The following is a 22,334-nucleotide window of genomic DNA, read 5'->3' on the forward strand; positions in this document are numbered from 1 at the left end:
AACCATAAATTATTATCAATAAAAATGATATCAAATTTTTTAATGATTTATTCCTTACCCACCACTGAATAAAACATACAAGCAACAAGACTGGGGAAAAAAATATAGTGGCAATAAAATCAAGGAAAAACGGTGCCATTGCTATTATCTTAATTGATTCAATAAAGCTAGGAGCGATGCCATCTCCTCCAATCTCTATAGATATTACCAGTATCAAAAAAATAAAGTAAGATACAATATAAAATGATAAAAAAACCAAAAATAGTGTCTTAAAAAATAAAGCCTCCGTTCTCATGGCTTATACCCTTGTTCTTAAATGCTAATCCGCCCCATTATACACCCATACCCATCTTGAAAACTATGTATGCACCATATAGCAAATATAATATTAGGAAAACTAACGATGTAATTGTCATAAAGAATATCATGTTGTACAACTTTTTATCCATCAATGATTTTTATACCTTTGCACAGCGATGAATATTAATATATAAAAGAGAATATAGCTACGATAAAAAGTAGATAACTATTCACTATTTCTTCTCCTTTTCAAAGCTATCTAATGCTTTATCAACTATATTTTGGGTCGCATTGTTAGCAATACTTCCTTTCACCTCTAGAATAGGTGGCAACTCTCCAAAAATAACTTTACTTGGCATTGAGCCAATCTGTCTAATTGGCACATTTCGTCTACTTTCTAATGAAGTTATATCTCCCTTTCCACTACCAAAGTCAATATAGGGATCTACGTCATAATCCTTATGTCCGATTTTTTCAGTTCTGGGAGCGTAATAATTGTAGCTACCGGCATTTGTTGGATTATTGACTATTCTGCTATAATCATCAGGACTTAATATTCCATCTTTAGTATCGATCACTATTTCTAACCGTCCATTATTATGAACAAATTTCTTATAACGATAATGTCCATTAGGTAATTTATTTGGAATACCATTTGCATCAAAATTATGAAAAATATTTTCTTCATCAAGCATTGGTTTCCAATTATTCATGTTGCCATTCGTATTATCTTGTAAAAATAAACTATTTGCCTCAGCATTCCATCGTTGTCTTTGAGTCACATGCAAATAATAGAATTGTTGACAACCTTTGCCAGCACGACAATTATCATACGCTGCATTAAAATCCTTATCTCTTTTTTCACCAAGATTGTCAAACTCTTTTATTTGGTAATCAAGTCTATCAAGTTTTGACTTACAATCAGAGTCAATCAAACAACTAAGTCTAGTTGAATACCTGCTAAGAAGTCTTTGTTTTTCCTGTTGCAACTTAGCTAATTTGGCATTCTCAATATGATTCAAATAATTATTCTCCGTCTGATTAACGCTATTGGCCACACTTGCGGTGTTATCGCCAATAGCACCACCAATACCTGCTGATAGTGTAAGTAAGACTGTATCTCGAGTTTGTTTATCATAACCTTGTTGTTCTAGGTATTTATCAACTTTTGGAATAACAATCGCTGTTCCACCGCCTGCAACTGTCCCTTCAATTGAACCTGTGGCTAAAGCACTAGATAATGTATGAAGTGCGACACGGTAGATACCGCCCTCTGCCCATTTTTCGGCTTCATCAATATTACCTTTGTTGATTAGCTCAAGCTATTTATTACTTGCATAATCCCCAATCGCTTTTGGCATTTCTTTACCATATTCTTGGGTGATGGCTATCTGAGCATCAATCTCTTGATTGACCCTATCCTTATCAAAGTTATTGACCAGTGTTTCATTGAGTGTACTTACATTATTGGTGGTTATCTCAAACTTACCTGCCATACCTGTTACTGCACCATAGGTGGTGGAAGTTTGGTTGTCGCCGTCTTTGCCATAACCTATGCCACTGATTTTAGGTTTTTGACCTGCTTTGGTAGAAATACCGACATTAATGTCATCGGCTTTATAATTGCTGTGGTTTTGAATATCGCTGACTTGTAAACCACCATTAAACTGGGTTTGATTATCTTTTTGGGTAGCTGTGGTAAAGTAAGCTCCTTTGAATGTGCTTTTACCATGGACAATAACATCAGACTTTTGGTAGGCAAATCCTGTTTGTTCGGTTACTGCTTTATAATCGGCATTTGCTTTGGTGCGACCACCATTGACTGCAATACTTGAGCCTGCACCTTGTTTGGCTAAATCGATATCCACATTAAAACCAGCACTGCTTTGTCTGCCCTCATAGGTTTTGGTATCTTGACGGCTGGTGGCATGAATACCTCCGCTGATATGCCCTGTCATGTGCTTGCCTTTTTCTATGGCACCATCTAGGATATAATCACCACCCACATTTTGATAAGTCGTTCCTGCTACTGTGATGTGGCTGTTAGTATTAGTGATGGTGGTGGTTCTTCCATGTCCTTTTGCCATAGATTTCAAAATGATGGAAATGGTAATTTTCATTGGAATGGCTCTACTAATGGAAAAACATCAAAAGGAGAATCAAGATCTATTAAAATCACAGATGTCCCCAATGAATTAAAAAGGTAGTTAAATATGAAGTTAATAGGAAATAAAGATATTTATCTTGAAGTAGATATTGTTACATATTGTAATAATATGGCTCATCTTGTTCTGATAATAGGTAATACAAGAATTGGAACATTGGATTCTCCAACTTATATTCCTAGCTTTATCGCTTCATTAGAAAGTTTATTATTGGAAAATGTTTATTTTTATGAGAATATGAATATTGATGTATTTACCAAAATGGCATTGGGTGGTGAATTAGAAAATAAAAATGCGTTTACTTTAGAAGATACATTCGATGATTTTATGAAGCGATGTATTAGAAGTAAAGACAATTTATATTTTTATTTTAAACTATACACAGATCATTTTTTTGAATATAAAAATATCGATGTTAATGTGCCTATTATTAAAATAATTAGTGTAAAAAACTTTGATTTATTTTTAAGTGATATCAAATATTTTTTTAATAATATTAATATGTATTAATCAACACTACCTATAACTTTGAAGTACAAGACCTCCACACCTACCATATCGGTAAGTATGGAGTGTGGGTGCATAATGATTGTTGGAATAATCTCCCAAATGGTGCAGTAGCAACAGGAAAAACTACGATTGATGGACGAAAACTTTATACTTTTAAAGACGATAAAGACAAACAAGTTACAGTTTATCAGGGTTCTGATGGTCGTTAGTACGATCCCAAACTTCATTCCCCAACTCAGCCTACTGCTACTGGGGTTAAGGCTGTTGATTACATACCATCATTACATGAGTACAACCAAAAAGTTAATGGTCCTGGTTTGTCAAGAGATAAGAAAATTTCATATATCAAAGACACATTATCTAAGATCGCTCAACGAAATGGATGGATTAAGGATAATACTCTATCCAAATAAATGACTTTATACTAACAGTGGCCTGGAAAAGCCTTCCCTATCAGAAATATATACCCGGAATGGGGAATTATGATATTAAAGAAGCTCATGGAAATGGAACCACTTATGCGGATGGGACTAGAAAGGCTTATGATGGATATTTATTTCATGGGAAATATGTAACTTTAAGAGAAGGTGGAAATATTCTAGCAGGGATGAATGCTGCTACTTTAGGTATACCTTATGAGGATTTTCAAAAGGCTAGTGGTGCATTGCATGTTGGTGGTATAGCTGGATTAATGAATCATTTAACTACAGGTAAAGTTTATGGTAATTACCCCAGATATGGCGAAATAGATTACCAATACCTAAGAAGTAGGTATGGATATAATTTAGGAATAAAAAGGATAGAATGCAATATTGATAATGCAAAACTTGGTTCTGATTGCCAAACAAAATAAGGAGCTATTAATGAGTTTTTTTAGATATATAATAATATTTTATTTTAAAATAATTATTTTATTGTTGTCTTTAATTATTTTATTATATCTATTTATAGCAAAAGAAAAAGCATATTATTATTGTGATGATATTTGTATAACTATAATACAACATAATGCAGGTAGAGATACTTTTTTTAGAGTGTATGATGGTATTTTGTTGAGTAGGTACGCTTATCTTATTTATTCTTATGCTGAATATCCAAATGAAACATACATATATATAAAAAACAAGAAAATTGATGGAAAGATAATTGTAGAAAACTTTACCATGCCAGTTAAATATAAAGGAAAACTAAATAACGCAAACTTTTATTTATCATCTTATGAGAGTAGCGAAATAAAATTCACAGAGTTAAAATATTTATATTTATTCTTCTAATACCTCATTCTCAACTTGTATGATAGATAAGCCTCAAAGCATGATGGTAGGGGTATTTTTTTATCAAACAGTCTTGCTCAAACGTCGTTGCCAACTCAATGGCACACTGCCTTTTCTTCTCTTGTGTCTAAGGCTGGTGTCACACTCATCGCCAACATCGCCCATAAGCTTAGTGCAGGATTAACAGGCTGTCTGTCTGCCAAAGTCAAAGATAGTTCTTGCAAAGCTGGGGCAGTTGGCTCTATCATAGGAGAGATGGTAGGCGATTGGATGACCAATGGACATAAGATCACCCTGCCTAATGGCGGTGGTTAATAATGCTGTCAATAAAGAATTGGTTGGGATGGCAGAAGATTTTGAAGGCTTGCTAAACAGCTCTATACGTAAAGTTGGATTACTTCGTGGTGATGACGCACATGCCTACCTTTTATCCTTGAATGAAAAAAATTTGATGTTGGAGCCAACGCAAACGGGCTACTTCAATAATAAAAAATCTAGATATATTTACACAGAACAGGGTGGATGGATAGATATGGTTCATTTCTTGTTTTACGCTAGTGAAGCATATAACTATAAAATGCAAATGATAAACCCCACTCTCAACTTAAAATCATCTCAAATTGTAGTGGCGGATTACCAAGTTGTTTATTAATCTGCACACAAAAAGTATGAGCAAGTAGCTTTCTAACAAAACGACAAGACAAGTGGTATATGTCTTTTGCTTTTACCTTTTGTATGTTAAACCTATCTGACAGTTGAGAGATGGTAGTCTCTATGGTCTTTTTTTTCTTTTTAAGGTAAGACAAAAAGCCCTTATCTTTATCATCTGTCATATTATCCCTAAGGGGAGTTTGCAAATCAATGGCATATCTTTTTAACCCATCTTGTCAATCTTTGGATAAACAACCCTTATCACCAAACACCTGACCTTGTAGGTTATCTGTTAGCTCAAATACCACTTGTCTGTCATCTACGTTTGCCCCTGTTAGCGTGTAGCTTATCACTTGTCCTTGTGTGTTGGTCAGTAGATGTGCCTTAAAGCCAAAGTAATGCTCATCTTGACTGGCACAGTAGCCAAAAGCAACCATGCCATTAAAGTTCTTGTGTCGTCTTGCTCTACCATAGCGACATACAGATATAGGAAAGCTATCTATCAAATCAGGCGATGAGTTTTGACTGGCTTTATTTTGTATGGCAAGTGCATTCATCATCTTGTTTGTTACCCAATACAAATTGGCACAGTGTTTGGCAAAGTTGGGGTATGAGCCAATTTTGGGAAAGTGGTGTGTGTAGTGGTTTTTAAAGTAAGACCACATTTGCCTGTCTGTATCTACACCTAAACACTCTGCCACAATCTGCATAGTAATCACTTCACTATCAGACAAGGCAGGGGGAAAGCCACGAGTTCTGATAGGAGTTGTTACAATACTTTTATATAAAACATCTACCATAAGGCACACGGTAATGATAAAATCATCATAAGACATAACTTGCTCCGTTTTTGTGCTAAAAATAGGATTGGGTTATGTCTTTTTTATTTTAAGGTTGTTGGGAAAGTTGAGATTGGGGTTAAAACAAGATTTTAGCTACTGCCCATCTTGGCTTAATCCCAAACAAACCCACAAAACCAAACATCATCACAGTATCTATTTAGGAATGGATGCTGGCTTTGTGAAAAACAAAAATCACGAACAAGATAAACTACTACTTGGTCATAGCCTAGTTGGCGCTGCTATAGGCATTAAAGGACAAATCACCCCAACTACCAATCATCCTTACGCCAGTTTCAACTATGGCCTGTTCACCGCCAAAGCCATTCATGAGCCAAATCATTTCTCAGATAAAGATTGGGTGAGTGGATTTAGTGTTGGTATGGGGTTTTAGGGAATAAGCAAAGATTGAAAATCAAAGCAAGATGTATGGGCTTAGTTTGTTATTGTGGGTTGAAAAGACTATAAAAATGGCTTATTAGCCAAAGCTTGATTTATCTTAGCTTGACTATTTAGATTAACCGTCAATAAACTTACAACCAAATCTTATCAGGGTTCATGATGTTATTAGGGTCAATGGCGTGCTTAATGCTTTTCATGAATGCTAACGCTCCGCCATGCTCATCGTTCATATATTGACGCTTACCCTGCCCTACGCCATGTTCGCCCGTACAAGTACCGTCCATGTCAATGGCACGCCGAGCAAGTCTCTCCAAGATTTCTTTGGCGTGGGCAACCTCAGTATCATTATCTGTATCCACAAGTAACATGACATGAAAATTACCATCGCCCACATGACCCACCACAGGACCTATCATCTGACGAGCTTCTATGTCTTTTATGGTGTCGGTAACACACTCGGCAAGTCGTGAGATTGGCACGCAGGCATCGGTAGATAAACCACTGGCATGTGGGCGTAAGGCACGGCTGGCGTGATAGGCATTATGCCGTGCTGCCCACAGCTGTTTACGCTTGGCTTCATCGGTATCCCATACAAAATCTGTACCACCAAAATCTGCAATAATCTCACCAAACAAAGTCGCCTGTTCAACAACGCCTGTATCCGTGCCATGAAACTCTACCAACAATGTCGCTGTTTCGCTCAAATTAAGCTTAGAATAAGCATTACACGCCTTTACCTGCATCGCATCTAGTAGCTCAATGCGAGCAATTGGCAATCCAAATTGAATGGTCGTCATGACCGCTTGGCAAGCCATATCCACATTGGGGAAATGACAAATACCACTACCAATACATTCAGGCACGCCAAAAAGCTTGACAGTAATCTCGGTAACTATCCCAAGCGTCCCCTCAGAGCCGATGATAAGCCGTGTCAAATCATAGCCTGCCGATGATTTTTTGGCACGACTGGCGGTCTTGATGATCTCGCCATTTGGCATGGCAACCTCCAAAGACAGCACCACATCTTTCATCGTGCCATAACGTACCGCATTCGTACCACTCGCCCTTGTCGCCACCATACCGCCAAGCGTGGCATTCGCACCTGGGTCTATTGGAAAAAACAGCCCTGTGTCCCTAAGATACTGATTTAATGCTTCACGAGTAACGCCTGCTTGCACTGTGGCGGTCAAATCCTCATTATTTACCTGCACAATCGCATTCATCTGGCTCATGTCAATACACAGTCCACCTCGTGGGGCATTTAATTGCCCTTCTAGCGATGACCCCATGCCAAAGGCAATGACAGGCATGCCGTATTCTTGGCAAATCTTGATGGCATCGCTGACCTCATATTTATCCATGACACTAAGCACAGCATCACTTGGCTCATTATCAAGCCATGTCATCGTATGGGCGTGCTGTACTCGCACCGTCATATTCGTAGAGAGCTTGTCACCAAACCGCTGTGTTAATTTATCAATCGCTTCTATAAACCGATGAGACATCTTGCTTCCTTAGCTTGATTGGTTGTGTGTTGTTCGTTTGTCAAAATCTTGATGGGTTTGCTTTGTCGGCATTATTTCATTATCTGCTATTTTTTTAGCTTTTGCAAGGCGTGCTTTTGTGGTATATATTTTGTAGGATATATCAAGTACATAAAGACAAAAAGACATGATTGGACATCAGTAACCTTTTACAAAAATCCATAAATATGAATAACTTATAGTTATGATTTATTACTAAAGTGATTGAAAATTTTATTAATAGTATTTCTTGCACCTTTGTTTTAATATGTGTTAATGTTGCTTTAATATATGGATATGTAATTTACATCTTATTTTTTTATTCTACAAAGGTGGATTATGACAGACTCATCACAAGTCGGCACGGGCAAGGAGCTAAATTGGCGTGCTTTTGGGCCTGGTATTTTGATGGCATCGGCAGCAATCGGTGGTTCACACTTAATTTCATCAACCCAAGCTGGGGCGTTATATGGTTGGCAACTTGCCATCATGATTATTCTTGCCAACCTGTTCAAATATCCTTTTTATCGTTTCGGCACACAATACGCTTATAGCACAGGCAATAGTCTCGTGGTCGGCTATGCCAAAAAATCTCGTGCCTACCTATGGGTGTTTTTTGTTCTTTGTATCATCTCTGGTGTCATCAGCACAGGGGCAGTCGCCCTACTGTGTGCTGTCATCTTGGGGCATATGCTACCATTTGAACTTGGTACTTTGACATTGTCTGCCATTGTGATGGTTTCGTCATGGGTGCTATTGGTGGCAGGACATTACAAACTGCTTGATAATGTTACCAAATGGATCATCGTAGCTTTGACGGTTGCGACATTGGCAGCAGTTGCAGTGGCGGTAGGCAAGCCTTCTGTCATGCAACCTGACTTTATTGAAACATCGCCTTGGAATCTAGCAGCACTTGGGTTTATCATCGCATTGATGGGTTGGATGCCAGCACCGCTTGAATTTTCAGCGATTACCTCGGTTTGGACCGCCAAGAAAATTCACACCGATCATACCAGTCGTTATCAAGGCATGGTGGATTTTAATGTGGGTTATATGACTTCGGCGATTTTGGCGTTGTTTTTCTTGGCACTTGGGGTGTTGGTTCAATATGGGTCGGGTAAAGAAATTGCCATGCAAGGCGGTGCTTATGTAGGACAGCTCATACAGATGTATACCCAAACCATTGGCGAATGGTCTAGATTGCTTGTTACTTTCATCGCTTTTTTGTGTATGTATGGCACGGTGATTACCTGTATTGATGGCTATGGGCGTACCAACGCAGAGAGTTTGTCGCTCATCAAGACAGGCGATACCAGCATGACCGAAAACTATGTCAAAATATGGACGACCTTAACTGCCATCGCAGGCTATGTTCTAATCGCCTTTTTCTTGGGGCAAATGGCGGCATTGCTAAAATTTGCCATGATCAGTGCTTTTGTAACCGCACCGATTTTCGCCTATTTAAACTATTCACTCATCAAGAGCGAGAATCAATTATCTGCTTTCATGAAATGGTTTGCGATTGTCGGTATTGCATTTTTGAGTGGATTTACATTATTGTTTTTATTGCAATTTTTTGGATTGATTACTTAGGCGTATTAAGCCTGATTTTATAAAAATATAAAAAAGACCTGCCAACTGTGATAGGTCTTTTTACTATGGTTAAGGTTGGATTGGTAGTAGATTACACCATGTGATATACTATAAATTCAAACTAACTATTTGTAAAATAAGAAAAATTTTAGTTAAGCCTACTTGAATTTTTATGCTCTAAGCAGTCACCAAAAGTACAACGATTTACTTTAGATGTTCCCAAATTTAGCAGCCGTTATTTTGTTGTAGATCCGCCTTGTAATAAGAATGCCCAGCCTTTAAAGCTAAAACATGCTTTGATAAAAAAAATAAAACTTAATGAAAGCTATCTTAGTAAAGAGTTTGTTCATCAAAAAAAAGCTTACAATCATACCAATAGTATTGAGAGTTTTGGTCGCAAGCTAAGCGTACACTACGCAAATATAACAACATTGATAAGAAAAACATTCATCTTTTTATCAAAGACTTAATTTAGATTTAACTATGGCTCGCCTCTCATCAGCTTAAAGTGCTTAGGAAATGGTGTGGAGTTTAAGGTTAATCTAGTACAGCCCCCATTTTTTTTGTTGATAAACAGAAATTTAGCTTTGGATAAATATCCATCACTCAAACTGAGCTTTCTTTCAATATAGGCTAAATCTCCACCTGATTCCCTTAGGAGTCTATCTAACTCTTTTTTTGGAGAACCTATTTTATCTTTGATTTAATGCAGACTATAAGCAAGAATTCAACACCAAACGCAAGCTTTTTCCAACTTCATGGGATATGCCATCCAAAGGTAAGGTAACTGTCTTATCATCATCCAAGCCTTCCCAAGCATCAAATCCAACATGGCGATTAGGATAAATATTTATCATACCATCAAACAAGTATACATCACAAAGCATCATATTTTTTTAAATAATGTTTTTTTTGATTTGTAGCCCAAAAACTGACATAACTGATCTATCTAAGCTTTCATAGCTACTCTTAGCTTTGGTCAAATCAAAAAAAAATTACAATTTCTTTACTGCCCACAATAAATGTTCTGCTATTATATAAAGATTTCAACAATATTTCACCAAGCATATTATCATCAATATCTAAGGGTAAAATATAAGGCTGATACATATAATCTAACCCCATCATACCATTACCAGATTGAGTTTGAACAATAATTACCTTTTATTCTAAAATGAGCAGACTCTCTTTCCCCATTAGGACTTTGGCCAGCAAAAGTACCAAATATAACTTTGTCGGGATTATTGCTTATATCATAAATTTTTTCAATGACCATTTTTCTATCTTGTGGATTTGAAGGATTTCCACCAAAATCACTAACATACTTTCCTAATTTTTTCCCTAATTGTTTATTGTCTATTTTGAGAGCTGGAACATTGGTGATATTAATTGGTAAGTTTTTTACTGCTTTTGCAGTGTTTTCACTGCCTTATTTTTACTATTATGTAAATATTTTTATCACAAAAAGGTAATTTTTATAATTTTTAAATAGATTTGCTGTCATTTTGGCAGAAAAAAAATCAGAGTTGCCGATGTGGTAAGAGCGACGGGTATGAGCAAGACGACTTTTCATAAGCTTTATAATGACGAGTCATCAAGAATTGATTTAGAGACCTTGGGTAAGCTTTGTGAATTTTTAGAGATACAGGTGGGGAATATTTTTAAATATGCACCAAATGAATTACTAGATAAATAAGGTAAAATTTAACTTTTAATAGCAATGTGCCTAAATTAAAGTCGTGGTCATTTTAGCCATTCTTAAAACTCGCTAAAATTCATCTTAGGCACGTTTTAGGCACAAAAAAAAGGTACAAAGATTTTTATGTTTAAACCTGTGTGCCTTAAAAAGGCTATGTGTATTGCTTGATAAGTATTTTATGCACTCTAAGTTACTAATGTTACACACAACAAAAAAGCCACTTTCATTAAAAGTGGCTTTTTAAATATTTGGAGCGGGAAACGAGATTCGAACTCGCGACCCCAACCTTGGCAAGGTTGTGCTCTACCAACTGAGCTATTCCCGCTTATCAGCATTTGCTGTATGGGTGCGTATTATACCCACTTTTTAGGGTGTGTCAATAGTTTTTTTAAGAAAATTTGATAATTATCCCGATTATATAATTAGCCCCACCTCAAAACCTTCTTTAATCGCACGCTTAGCATCTAGCCGTTCGGCATTTTTAGCGCCGCCGATGATATGATACTGTGCCTTTGGTGTAGATCCAAGCTCAGGCATAAGCTTATTTACCGACTCTTGACCTGCACAAATCACGATACTATCCACACGCAAAAGCTGACTTTGACCCTCTGTTATGACCCATATCCCCTCTTCGGTGATTTTATCATAGCATACGCCCTTCATTTGCACGACATTCGCCTGCCGTATAACAGCTTTATGCACCCAGCCTGTGGTCTTATTAAGGCTTTTGCCCAGACGGCTTTTACTGCGTTGTAATAGATAAACTTGGCGATTTGACTTGGGCGGATTTGGCGTGGTTAACGCACCTTTAGTCTGATAATCACCTTGTAAGTCCACGCCCCACTGCCGACAAAACTCCTGCCGAGTCTGGGCTTTTGGGGTAAATGTCGCCTCGTGAACATCAATAGGTATAACGTTGCCATACACCAAAAATTGTGCCACATCAAAACCGATACCGCCTGCTCCAAGCACTGCCACTCGCTCGCCTGCTATCTTTTGTCCAGACAGCAGCTCAGCATAGCTCATCACCTGTGGCAGGCTTATACCTGCCACCTGAACCGTGCGTGGGATAACTCCAGTTGCTACAACGACATCATCAAAATCACCAGTTTCTAAAAGCTTTCTGTCCACCGTTATATTAACCCGAACATCAACCTTAAGCCTTATCAGCTCTTCACGAAAATAACGAATCGTCTCAAAGAACTCTTCTTTACCGGGAATGACTTTGGCATAATTAAACTGTCCGCCAATCACCGCTTCTTGCTCAAAAACCACCACATCATGCCCACGCTTAGCCAAGGTGATTGCTGCCGACAAGCCTGCAACGCCAGCACCCACCACGGCAACTTTCTTGGCACGCTTAGCTGGCTTTAGCTGATATTGCGTCTCGTGGCACGCCATCGGATTGACCAAGCAAGACACACGCTTATTCTCAAATACATGATCAAGACACGCTTGGTTACAGCCGATACAGGTGTTGATAAGCTTAGCATTGCCTTGTTTTGCCTTTTTTGCCCACTGACTGTCCGCCAAAAAAGGGCGCGCCATTTGTATAAGATCTGCTCGACCCTGTGCCAAAATTGTCTCCGCCGTGTCTGGCATATTAATACGGTTGGCAGCGATAACAGGAATATTAACTGCTGATTTTACTGCTTCGGTAAATGGAATAAAACACGCTCTTGGCACTGAAGTGACTATCGTTGGCACATAAGATTCATGCCAGCCAATCCCTGTGTTAATCATCGTAACGCCCGCCTGTTCAAGCCATCTTGCTAGCGTCTTTACATCATCCATGGTCGCTCCGTCCGCTACCAAATCCGCCATTGACAGCCGAAAGCTGATGATAAAATTTGTCCCTAACGCCAGTTTAATGCCACGCACGATATCTAAGGCAAGCCTGGCTCGGTTCTTTAGACTGCCGCCATAATCGTCAGTGCGTTTATTGGTGCGATTTGATAAAAATTGATTGAGCAGATAGCCTTCTGAACCCATGATCTCCACGCCGTCATAGCCTGCTTTTTTGGCAAGCGTGGCAGTTTGGATAAAGTCGTTAATGGTTTCATCAATGTTCTTTGCACTCATCTGGCGTGGCTTAAATGGCGAAATGGGTGATTTTATCGCACTAGGTGCCATCACAAAGGGGTGAAAACCATATCGCCCTGCGTGGAGAATTTGCAATAAAATCTTCGTGTCATGTCGATGTACCGCTCGAGTGATGCGAGCATGATGCAACGTATCGCCAAAGGTATTTAGCGTACCGCTAAGCGGGGCCAGCCAGCCTGTCTTATTTGGAGAAATACCGCCTGTAATAATCATTCCCACACCGCCACTTGCTCGCTTCTCAAAATAAGCAGCAAGCTTCCCATAATGATAAAACCTGTCTTCAAGACCTGTGTGCATAGACCCCATGATAATGCGATTTTTTAGGGTGGTAAATCCTAAATCAAGCGGCTCAAACAAATGCGGATAAGGCGTCTGCACATCTATCTTGTCATTATCAGACCTAGACTTTGCGGTTAAGTTTGGCAGTTTATTAACGAGTTTATTTTTGGCGGTGTGTAAATGATTAACAAGCGATTTCATAATTATCCTTATGCATGCTGCACGAATGATTTATGCTTATAATGGCTTAAATTGTATCACAAGATTTGTGGTAATTTTGATCAGCTTTATATTTATCCATTATATAGTGAATAAACAACGCAACAAACTTTTTATTTGCCAAAATACCAAAAACCAAGTAAGCTAGACGAAGTTTTACATTACTTAATAAGGAAAAACCATGACCGACGTCGCTCCAGAATTTCGCATCACCATCTCAGGGCAGATTACCCCAGAAGATGTTGAAAAATTGGCTAAAATGGGCGTAAAAACCCTGATCAATAACCGCCCTGATGGTGAAGCTGCTGACCAACCAACGTCAAGCCAGATTGAAGCTGCCGCCCATGCTCATGGCATCGCCTATAAGCAAATTGCCTTTTCTGGTGGCATGCTAGACATGAACCACGTTGAAGATTTTGCTGACTTTTTTAATTCAACCGAACGCCCGTTGCACATTTTTTGTCGCACAGGTAATCGTAGCAGTACCATCTTAGCGGCTGCCCGTGAGCGTGATTTGCTTGATGAAGACTGATATTTTTGGTAGTAGGCTTTATATTTATTAAGTAAAATTACCCAAAAAATGCTAAAATAGCATCAATTAAAACCAAATAAAGAGCCTATGATGAATAAAAATATCCCCATTCTAACCGCTGATGAAATCCAAAAAATGCAAACTGCAGGACGCTTGGCTGCAGACGTGCTAAAAATGCTGGACAATCATGTCAAGGCAGGCGTTAGCACAGGCAAGCTAGATGACCTCGCTCATGATTACATTGTAAACACCCAACATGCCATTCCTGCGTGTCTTGGCTATCACGGATTTCCAAAATCTATCTGCACTAGCATTAACCACGTCGTCTGCCACGGTATTCCTGATCACGATCGCATTTTAAAAGATGGCGACATCATCAATATCGATGTTACCGTCATTAAAGATGGCTACTATGGCGACACATCAAAAATGTGGGTCATCGGCGAAGGGTCAATTATGGCACAGCGTATTTGCGACGTCGCCCAAAAAGCACTTTATGCGGGCATGAGCGTCGTCAAAGACGGTGCTTATCTTGGGGATATCGGAGCTGCCATTCAATCAGTCGTCGAGCCTGAACGCTTTAGTATCGTGCGTGAGTTCTGCGGACATGGACTGGGCAAAGAGTTTCACTGCGAACCACAAGTGCTACACTACGGCAAAAAAGGCACAGGCGTACAGCTTAAGTCAGGCATGGCAATCACCATTGAGCCAATGATTAACCAAGGCGTATGGCAAACCAAAGTGATGCAAGACGGCTGGACTGCCATCACCAAAGACCGTAAACTGTCTGCTCAGTGGGAGCATACATTAATTGTGACAGATAACGGCTGTATCGTTACCACAGCCAGAGATGATGAAGATCTTAGCTTTATCATTAGCTAAAGCGACTATGAAAGACACTAAACGGCTCAATCGGCCGTTTTTTATTACTTATTATCATCTTAGTTTATCGCATAGAGATTGCCATGTACCACCATGATTTTATAACAAGACTCAGTGAAAATCTATCATTAACGATACCGCCATTATCAGAGCATCAAGGCATTGCTAATGTCAATGCTAAAATCAAATCATGGCTAAATTTAGTTGATAAAGCCATTGATGAACGCATGGTGCAGCTTGGATGGCATGGAGTAGACCAAATCAAGCAACTTGTGCAGCTACGCACCGCATGCGTTGATCATGCTTTAATCACACTGTTTAATACTCACAGTCTGCCAAACTGCCTTGCGATGTTTGCAGTCGGAGGCTATGGTCGTGGCGAGCTTTTACCGCAGTCAGATGTGGACATTTTATTGTTTGGTGAAGGCGTTGACGACAGCCAAGAAATCATCGAATCCTTTGTCGCAAGCCTATGGGACATTGGCATCACGCCTGCCATCTCGGTGCGAACGCCCGCCCAGACCAACCAAGCTATCCATGATCAGACCATCGCCACCGCCCTTTTAGAAGCTCGATTTCTTACAGGTAATAAAGACTTTATCGATCTACCTAACCAACTCGTCACAGCAGCATGGCACGCTAAAGATTTTTTTAATGTTAAAATCAATGAGGCCAAAACTCGCTACCTATCACAAAACGCCACTGAGTACAATCTTGAACCAAACCTAAAGCTCTCCCCTGGTGCGTTACGAGATCTGCATATTATCATGTGGCTTGGCAAGTTCGTATTTAATGACGTACAGACATGGTCAGACTTGGCAAAAGTAGGATTTTTAGACGCAGAAACCGTCACCAGCCTACAAGACGCTCAAGCATTCTTATGGTGTATGCGTCATCATCTGCACACTTTGACTGGCAGACCAGAAGATCGTCTGCTGTTTGATCATCAAAAATCGCTTGCCATTCGTATGGGCTTTGCCACTTTACATGACGAACACACCAAAATCACCCAAGCCTTAGAAGCGATGATGCGTCAGTACTATCGCCACGCCATGAAGCTTGCTGCACTGTCTAAGCTATTGTGTGCTTATTTTAATGAAAAATACCTAAACCCAACTTACGAGCGTCGTAAGCTTGATGATGATTTTTATCAGGTTCGTGAATTAACATCCCAAAATCACGCTACTACTAGCGTCATCATCTCAGATAGTAGATCAGATAATAAGCCTAATAATGCTGCTTTTGAATGGCAAATTTGTGCAACTAATGCCAATTTATTCACCAAAAAACCTGATGCATTGCTACGCATTTTCTTAGTCATGGGGCGTGAAAACATCAAACATATCCACGCCAGCACCCTAAAATCACTATACACCGCAAGCGATATAATTAACGAATCTTATCGCAACAACCCCACTCATCAAGCATTATTTTTGGCAAATTTACAAGAAACTAATTTGCTGTTTCATCGCTTACGCACGATGGCTCGCTATGGCGTATTGTCAAGATATTTACCAGATTTTGGTAAAATTACAGGGCTTATGCAGTACGACTTATTTCATCGCTACACGGTAGATGCTCACACCTTATTACTGCTACGGGTGCTACATCGATTTGGCGATAAGCACAATGAGACTTACCAACAAAAATTTGGTTTAGTCAGTGAGATTTACCGTAACATTAACCGCAAAGATATCCTAGTTATCGCAGCACTTTTTCATGACATCGCCAAAGGACGTGGTGGCGATCACAGCCAGCTAGGAGAAGGGCTTTCTTATGAATTTTGTAAAAAACATGGCATGACCGACGTTGATTCACAGCTTGTGGCGTGGCTTGTGCGTGAGCATCTCACCATGTCGCTTGCCGCCCAAAAAAAAGACATCTCAGACCCGCAAGTCATTGCTGATTTTGCTGATTTTGTAGGCAGTATTACCCGACTAAATCATCTGTATGTTCTGACGGTCGCCGATATGAATGCCACCAACTCACAGCTATGGAATACGTGGCGAGCATCTTTATTAAAACAGCTGTATCTTAGCACTCGCCGAGTACTTAGTCTTGGGGCGTATGCTGCTGATAAGGACGTGGTGATTGATAATCGCAAACAAAAAGCCAAAGCCTTATTAGGCTCAATCAATGATACAGCTTTAGATAATTTATGGCGTGGGTTTGGTGAAGATTTCTTTTTAAAGCAAAAACACGCCGACATTGCTTGGCAATCTGAAGTGATTTTAGCTCATAAAACTCAGTTTTTAAAAAAAACACCCATCATCACACTCCAACATCACTCTGACTTAGCATTAGGGGCTGTTTCATTATTCATCTGCACCCAAAACCAAAATGACTTATTTGCTAAGACTGTCTGCGTACTTGATAAAATGGGACTGTCTGTACTTGATGCAACCATCTTAACCGTTCATATTGATGGTGTGCCTGCCGCACTTGACGTCTATGTCCTACTTGACCGATTTGCAGCACAGCACGACAAAAATGACATTTTAAGCGATTTTAACCGCCAAAACCAATTACAACAAAAACTTGTATCCGCTTTTGAGCAAACGAACTGCCCTGTGCCGACATGGGATTTTATCACTGATGGTAAATTAAAGCATTTTAGCGTACCCACCCAAGTGAATTTTGAGAAATCCAAATCCATTGCACGCCCTAACCAACACGCTATGACACTTATCACTAAGGATCGTCCCGCCCTACTTGCTAAAGTTGGCAGTGTCTTTAGCAAGCTTGATATCGAAGTGCACGGTGCTAGGATTACTACCTTAGGCGAACGGGCTGAAGATATGTTTTTTATTAGTGGTGAAAATGGACAAGCTTTAGATGAAAAAATACTCACCACATTAAAATCTAACCTACTGACTGCTTTGCCATAACTTTAGGGTTTGCACCCAAGCTTATTTTTTGGTATAATCAAAAATCTATGGGGATGTTTTGGCTTCGACGCTGGTAGCGAAACCTAATGATGCATGTCGAGTGAGTATGCCACTCGTAAATAAAAATACAATTTAAAATAGTCGCAAACGACGAAACTTACGCACTAGCAGCCTAAGGGCTGTTTGGGTCGGCACAGATTGCCTTTGGTCTGGTTGCTCACCTAGATGCGAACGCACAAAGGATAGCTTAATTTAGCGTTGCGATGAGTTAAGCGAAACTTTTAGCAAATCGTCCAATCCATCCTGACTGTCGGTTCGGTGCGGATTAAAGCCATAGACAGAATCTAAACATGTAGAGTCATAGACGTAGTGCTGGCGGACGCGGGTTCAACTCCCGCCATCTCCACCACATACCTAAATCGCTAAAAATCATTGAGTATTTTTAAGTATCATAAACTATCAAAAAGCCTTGTAAATCAAGGCTTTTTTATTGTCTTATTGTATCTTGTGAAGTCGTGTTGTATCATAATATATAAACGAACACCAAACCATTTTACACACAGATTCACACACAGCCACACACGAGATACACACACAGAATGCTTACCGACAACAAAATTAAAGGGCTAAAACCCACCGAAAAACGCTATTCGCTATCAGCAGGTGAAGGCTTGTCTATTGAAGTTATGCCAAGCGGTCGCAAATCATGGGTATTAGAATACACCACCCTTACAAGCGTGTTCGCTATTATCCAAAGTTAATTTATCGTCATACACGGGCAAACCAGCACGCTCTTTGTGCCACCCTTTGTGACCATACAAATGCCACAAATAGCCCCGCCTTACACTGATATTGGCTTGATTACTGCCCTATGGGCTGCTATCCCCCGCCAAATACGGCTATCCATCCTGCTTGACAAATAAAACACAAATGACTTGATTAGGATTTGTACGCAAATTCTATGCTGTTACACCCTACCAATGCTGCCCAACACAACCAAAATAGATTTGCAATTTGTATTCATACCCATCTGCACTTGGTTGACAATATCATAAGGCACAAATTTCATGACAAAACAAGTCAATCATTACTCACTTACCCACTTTCCTTTTCTCCACACGAGTGCAAACTTAGTTGCCTTACCGTCTTTTTCTGAGCCGATATACTGCTCAGCATTTTTGCGAGACCACCGTAAAATGGTAGGATTGCCATCATCATCCGTGTCTGGTGCGTCAAACAGATAGTGAAATTTTGGCTCAAGCTCATCTTTAATGGCTCTAAGCTCGCTAAGCTTTGGTGGGCGAGTTTCACGCACTTTGGGGAATTTGCTTGCCGCCAAAAACAGTCCTGCTGCCCCTTCACGCAAGATATAATGATCGTCAAATTTTTGTGAGCGTAAGTTTGGCATGTTAATAGGGGTCATGCGTGGCGGAGCAGGTTCGCCATTTTTTAGTACTTTTCTGGTATTATCGCATTTTTGGCAGGCAAAATATGCTCCAAACCGCCCTGTTTTTAACACCATTTGCCCATCGCATTTGTTGCAGTCTATGCTTGGTGCATCCGCATTACCGTCTTTAATCTCAAACACGCCTTTTTCTAACACATAGCCATCACAGTCAGGGTTATTGCCACAAACGTGCAATTTTAATCCACCATCCACGATGTAACCATCCATAGCAGTGTTGCACTTAGGGCAGCGTTTTTTCTCAAGCAAGGCGTTAACTTCGTCTGTTTCATCATCGGCAGTTTGATTGGCGAAGGCTTCTACAGGCATGAGATTTTTTGTGCCTTTACAGCGTTCTTTAGGCGGTAGGTTATAGCCTGTACAGCCTAAAAATACGCCCGTTCCCCCTGTACGAATTTGCATAGGACGAGAGCATAAATCGCAATGCACATCAGGCACGTCGGTAGGGTCGTTAGGCTTCATACCATCTTTGGTTTTGGCAATGTCAAGCTTAGTTTTAAAGTCACCATAAAACTCATCAAGCACGCCTTTATAAGGGCGTATGCCTTGTGCCACGTCATCTAATTTGTCTTCTAAATGAGCAGTAAAGGTGTAATTCATCAAATCAGGAAAACTACCTACCAAGCGATCGGTTACAATTTCGCCCATTTTTTCGGCAAATAGGCGTTTATTTTCAAGCTTGACATAGCCACGCTCTTGGATGGTCGAGATGATACTGGCATAAGTGGACGGTCTGCCAATGCCACGTTTTTCAAGCTCCTTAACAAGGCTGGCTTCAGTGTAGCGGGCAGGCGGCTTTGTAAAATGCTGACTTGGAATAATATTATCCACCACGAGTGCATCGCCAATCTTAACATCAGGCAGTAATACATCATCTGACTTAGCGGGGGGCTGTACTTTAGTATAACCATCAAAAGTCATGACCCGCCCCTTGGCACGAAGCTCCACGTCAGCTGCCATCACCGTTAAAGTTAAGGACTGATACTTGGCAGGGAGCATTTGACACGCCACGAATTGTCGCCAAATCAGCTCATACAGACGCTGAGCATCTCTATCCATATCCCTTAATTGGCTTGAAAGCACTGTAACATGAGAAGGTCGAATGGCTTCGTGAGCCTCTTGGGCATTTTGTTTATTGCCATAGGCATTGGGCGATTTTGGCAAATATTGCTGCCCAAATTGACTGTCAATATAATCTCGCACGCCATTAATGGCATCTTTTGATAAAAAAGTGCTATCAGTACGCATATAAGTAATATGCCCTGCCTCATACAGACGCTGGGCAAGCATCATGGTTTTTTTGACATTAAAGCCAAGCCGTGTGCTTGCCGACTGCTGCAAGGTAGATGTGATAAAAGGAGCAGATGGCTTAGACTGAGTGGGTTTGGCTTCGGTATTTGATACGATAAAATCAGCACTTTGCAAAATATCGACAATCTTTTGCGTTTGAGTTTCATTAACAAGCTGTAATGCTTGACCTTGATACTTAAGTGCTTCTAAATTGATGGCTTGTTTTGAGTTTTTTGGGTGCGTGTCTGCATGAATTTGCCAATACTCAGTTGGAGTGAAAGCACGAATTTCACGTTCACGTTCCACCACAAGACGCGTCGCCACCGACTGCACACGCCCTGCCGATAAGCCACGAGCGACTTTCGCCCATAAAAGGGGGGATACCATAAAGCCAACCACACGATCTAAAAAACGGCGGGCTTGCTGGGCATTGACACGGTCATAATTAAGTGTGCTTGGCTGATTAAAAGCATCTTGAATGGCGTTTTTGGTAATCTCATTAAACACCACTCGGCTGTATTTGCCATCATCACCGCCAATGGTTTCTTTTAGATGCCATGCGATCGCTTCACCTTCTCTATCCAAGTCGGTCGCAAGATAAATGTGGCTTGCATCTTTGGCAAGTGTTTTTAGCTCTTTGATAACTTTGGTTTTAGCAGGTAAGATTTCATAGTGGGCGATCCAGTCGTGTTCAGGATCTACGCCCATACGTCTCACGAGTGCGTTTTGGGCTTTTTGCTCACGGCTAAGCCCTGTTTCGTCAGGTTTTACTGACTTACCTGTGCCTGATACAGGCAAATCACGCACATGACCTACGCTTGAGCGGACAACATAATCTGACCCTAAATATTTGTTGATCGTCTTAGCCTTAGCAGGTGATTCGACAATCACTAATGCCTTGCCCTTGGCTGATGCCGATGACTTTACTGCAACAGATTTACTTGTCGTTGTTTTTTTACCCTTACTGACGGTGTTTTTGGTACGTGAACTGGGTTTTTTTGGGAGTGCCATGATGTTACCTTAAGTTGATCATAAAACCGGTCCGTCCATGTCGTAGGTCTTCACCTTACCAGTTTTTGATAAAAGTCAATCGCTTTATAAATATTGTTCCACTTTATAATGCATAACAGTGATTTTATCAATCACTTTATCAAAATTATGCTGTTTTTTGGCTAAAAATACGTGTTTTAGGGCGTTTTAGGATATTTAATCATTTGCTGGGCAATACGCTCAAGCAAAGATTTTAGTTGCATTAAATCTTGCTCTGCTAGCACAGCGTTAAGGTGCCCAGTGGGTTTTAAACCTTGGTATAAACTATCGTGCCAATAAAAAACGATGCCGTTTGACTTAGCTTGTAGTCCAAAAGACAGCTTACCAATCTCACTTAAGCTTAACTCTTTAAGTATTGGCATGATGTCATCTGTAGCCATGTCGTCGCCCATTAGTGCTTGCCACTGACCATTCACACACAAAAATCGTCGCAAGGGCAATCGCCAAGAGTCATTAACCACGCTATACTGAGCAATCATACCTGTACGCACAGGCTGTAGCCAGTCAGCAGCAGGTACAAGGCGTGGATTTAGTTGCATTTTACGAGCAATTAGGCGAAGGTCTGCCACTCGCACCTCGTATGCCCGTGGCTTAGCACCAAAGATACTACCTAAAATAAAGCCTGCTACAATCAGCACGATGATAATGGCGATGGTCTGATTATCCATGC

The 22,334-nt window shown here is 40.1% G+C and carries 21 protein-coding genes, 1 tRNA gene, 1 other RNA gene and 2 pseudogenes; 15 read left to right on the forward strand and 10 right to left on the reverse strand.

What is annotated here, in order from left to right; translation table 11 throughout:
- Nucleotides 1-533 precede the first annotated feature (533 nt).
- Complete coding sequence (locus LU293_RS03405; protein WP_242748779.1) at nucleotides 534-1,322, reverse strand: hypothetical protein; 789 nt, start codon at nucleotides 1,320-1,322, stop codon at nucleotides 534-536.
- A 300-nt stretch (nucleotides 1,323-1,622) separates the two neighbouring features.
- Nucleotides 1,623-2,387 carry a hemagglutinin repeat-containing protein gene (locus LU293_RS03410; RefSeq protein ID WP_242748782.1) on the reverse strand — a complete coding sequence of 255 codons (765 nt, stop codon included), beginning with the start codon at nucleotides 2,385-2,387 and terminating at the stop codon, nucleotides 1,623-1,625.
- Nucleotides 2,388-2,513: 126 nt separating this feature from the next.
- Here LU293_RS03410 and LU293_RS03415 point away from each other — a divergent pair, with 126 nt between their 5' ends.
- The 6 genes from LU293_RS03415 to LU293_RS03440 all read left to right on the forward strand — a co-directional run bounded on the left by LU293_RS03415 (nucleotide 2,514) and on the right by LU293_RS03440 (nucleotide 4,901).
- Nucleotides 2,514-2,975 (forward strand): hypothetical protein, encoded by a 462-nt coding sequence (locus LU293_RS03415; RefSeq protein ID WP_242748785.1) that lies wholly within the window; start codon nucleotides 2,514-2,516, stop codon nucleotides 2,973-2,975.
- 68 nt (nucleotides 2,976-3,043) lie between these two features.
- A complete protein-coding gene (locus tag LU293_RS03420) occupies nucleotides 3,044-3,184 on the forward strand; it encodes a hypothetical protein (protein ID WP_242748787.1) in 141 nt (46 codons plus the stop codon).
- 263 nt (nucleotides 3,185-3,447) lie between these two features.
- Nucleotides 3,448-3,828, forward strand: a complete 381-nt coding sequence (locus LU293_RS03425; RefSeq protein WP_242748789.1) for a hypothetical protein — start codon at nucleotides 3,448-3,450, stop codon at nucleotides 3,826-3,828.
- 10 nt (nucleotides 3,829-3,838) lie between these two features.
- Nucleotides 3,839-4,249, forward strand: coding sequence for a hypothetical protein (locus tag LU293_RS03430; RefSeq protein WP_242748792.1), 411 nt, complete (start codon nucleotides 3,839-3,841; stop codon nucleotides 4,247-4,249).
- An 87-nt stretch (nucleotides 4,250-4,336) separates the two neighbouring features.
- The gene (locus LU293_RS03435; protein WP_242748794.1) at nucleotides 4,337-4,564 is read left to right on the forward strand and encodes a hypothetical protein; all 228 of its coding nucleotides are present in this window, start codon (nucleotides 4,337-4,339) and stop codon (nucleotides 4,562-4,564) included.
- 28 nt (nucleotides 4,565-4,592) lie between these two features.
- The gene (locus tag LU293_RS03440; RefSeq protein WP_242748797.1) at nucleotides 4,593-4,901 is read left to right on the forward strand and encodes a hypothetical protein; all 309 of its coding nucleotides are present in this window, start codon (nucleotides 4,593-4,595) and stop codon (nucleotides 4,899-4,901) included.
- Here the strand turns inward: LU293_RS03440 and LU293_RS03445 are convergent.
- Nucleotides 4,849-5,736 (reverse strand): annotated as a pseudogene (locus LU293_RS03445) (IS982 family transposase). The gene LU293_RS03440 and the pseudogene LU293_RS03445 overlap by 53 nt on opposite strands.
- 184 nt (nucleotides 5,737-5,920) lie before the next feature.
- On the opposite strand from LU293_RS03445, the gene LU293_RS03450 reads away from it, so the two are divergent.
- Nucleotides 5,921-6,133, forward strand: coding sequence for a hypothetical protein (locus LU293_RS03450; protein WP_242748800.1), 213 nt, complete (start codon nucleotides 5,921-5,923; stop codon nucleotides 6,131-6,133).
- 139 nt (nucleotides 6,134-6,272) lie between these two features.
- Here the strand turns inward: LU293_RS03450 and LU293_RS03455 are convergent, their stop codons facing one another.
- Nucleotides 6,273-7,646 (reverse strand): FAD-binding oxidoreductase, encoded by a 1,374-nt coding sequence (locus tag LU293_RS03455; RefSeq protein ID WP_242748803.1) that lies wholly within the window; start codon nucleotides 7,644-7,646, stop codon nucleotides 6,273-6,275.
- Between the two features lie 357 nt (nucleotides 7,647-8,003).
- On the opposite strand from LU293_RS03455, the gene LU293_RS03460 reads away from it, so the two are divergent.
- Together LU293_RS03460 and LU293_RS03465 are read left to right on the forward strand one after the other, a co-directional pair.
- A complete protein-coding gene (locus tag LU293_RS03460; RefSeq protein WP_242748805.1) occupies nucleotides 8,004-9,257 on the forward strand; it encodes an NRAMP family divalent metal transporter in 1,254 nt (417 codons plus the stop codon).
- Nucleotides 9,258-9,589: 332 nt separating this feature from the next.
- A pseudogene (locus LU293_RS03465) lies at nucleotides 9,590-9,792 on the forward strand (IS1595 family transposase); the annotation flags it as partial.
- A gap of 178 nt (nucleotides 9,793-9,970) precedes the next feature.
- Here the strand turns inward: LU293_RS03465 and LU293_RS09900 are convergent.
- Nucleotides 9,971-10,147, reverse strand: a complete 177-nt coding sequence (locus LU293_RS09900) for a contact-dependent growth inhibition system immunity protein (protein WP_375540349.1) — start codon at nucleotides 10,145-10,147, stop codon at nucleotides 9,971-9,973.
- Nucleotides 10,148-10,241: 94 nt separating this feature from the next.
- Complete coding sequence (locus LU293_RS09905; RefSeq protein ID WP_375540356.1) at nucleotides 10,242-10,415, reverse strand: contact-dependent growth inhibition system immunity protein; 174 nt, start codon at nucleotides 10,413-10,415, stop codon at nucleotides 10,242-10,244.
- Nucleotides 10,416-10,776: 361 nt separating this feature from the next.
- Between LU293_RS09905 and LU293_RS03470 the strand changes: the two genes are divergently transcribed.
- Nucleotides 10,777-10,953: a helix-turn-helix domain-containing protein gene (locus tag LU293_RS03470; RefSeq protein WP_375540357.1), complete on the forward strand. Its 177-nt coding sequence runs from the start codon at nucleotides 10,777-10,779 to the stop codon at nucleotides 10,951-10,953.
- Nucleotides 10,954-11,205: 252 nt separating this feature from the next.
- On the opposite strand, the gene LU293_RS03475 is transcribed toward LU293_RS03470, so the two are convergent.
- Nucleotides 11,206-11,281: transfer RNA gene (locus LU293_RS03475), tRNA-Gly, on the reverse strand.
- Nucleotides 11,282-11,370: 89 nt separating this feature from the next.
- Entirely contained in the window at nucleotides 11,371-13,437 is a 2,067-nt protein-coding gene (locus LU293_RS03480; RefSeq protein WP_242749649.1) for an NADPH-dependent 2,4-dienoyl-CoA reductase, read from the reverse strand.
- A 301-nt stretch (nucleotides 13,438-13,738) separates the two neighbouring features.
- Between LU293_RS03480 and LU293_RS03485 the strand changes: the two genes are divergently transcribed.
- From LU293_RS03485 to LU293_RS03505, 5 genes are all read left to right on the forward strand, one after another.
- The gene (locus LU293_RS03485) at nucleotides 13,739-14,089 is read left to right on the forward strand and encodes a protein tyrosine phosphatase family protein (RefSeq protein ID WP_242748808.1); all 351 of its coding nucleotides are present in this window, start codon (nucleotides 13,739-13,741) and stop codon (nucleotides 14,087-14,089) included.
- A 90-nt stretch (nucleotides 14,090-14,179) separates the two neighbouring features.
- A complete protein-coding gene (gene map / locus LU293_RS03490; RefSeq protein ID WP_242748810.1) occupies nucleotides 14,180-14,971 on the forward strand; it encodes a type I methionyl aminopeptidase in 792 nt (263 codons plus the stop codon).
- Nucleotides 14,972-15,054: 83 nt separating this feature from the next.
- Nucleotides 15,055-17,859, forward strand: a complete 2,805-nt coding sequence (gene glnD, locus LU293_RS03495) for a [protein-PII] uridylyltransferase (protein ID WP_242748814.1) — start codon at nucleotides 15,055-15,057, stop codon at nucleotides 17,857-17,859.
- A gap of 49 nt (nucleotides 17,860-17,908) precedes the next feature.
- Nucleotides 17,909-18,268: a transfer-messenger RNA gene (gene ssrA, locus LU293_RS03500) on the forward strand.
- A 190-nt stretch (nucleotides 18,269-18,458) separates the two neighbouring features.
- Nucleotides 18,459-18,620: an Arm DNA-binding domain-containing protein gene (locus LU293_RS03505; protein ID WP_242748816.1), complete on the forward strand. Its 162-nt coding sequence runs from the start codon at nucleotides 18,459-18,461 to the stop codon at nucleotides 18,618-18,620.
- A 326-nt stretch (nucleotides 18,621-18,946) separates the two neighbouring features.
- On the opposite strand, the gene topA is transcribed toward LU293_RS03505, so the two are convergent.
- Together topA and LU293_RS03515 are read right to left on the reverse strand one after the other, a co-directional pair.
- A complete protein-coding gene (topA, locus tag LU293_RS03510; RefSeq protein ID WP_242748818.1) occupies nucleotides 18,947-21,625 on the reverse strand; it encodes a type I DNA topoisomerase in 2,679 nt (892 codons plus the stop codon).
- Nucleotides 21,626-21,801: 176 nt separating this feature from the next.
- The gene (locus LU293_RS03515; RefSeq protein ID WP_242748821.1) at nucleotides 21,802-22,332 is read right to left on the reverse strand and encodes a hypothetical protein; all 531 of its coding nucleotides are present in this window, start codon (nucleotides 22,330-22,332) and stop codon (nucleotides 21,802-21,804) included.
- Nucleotides 22,333-22,334: the final 2 nt, after the last annotated feature.

The organism is Moraxella nasovis, assembly GCF_022701215.1.
Lineage (GTDB): Bacteria > Pseudomonadota > Gammaproteobacteria > Pseudomonadales > Moraxellaceae > Moraxella > Moraxella nasovis.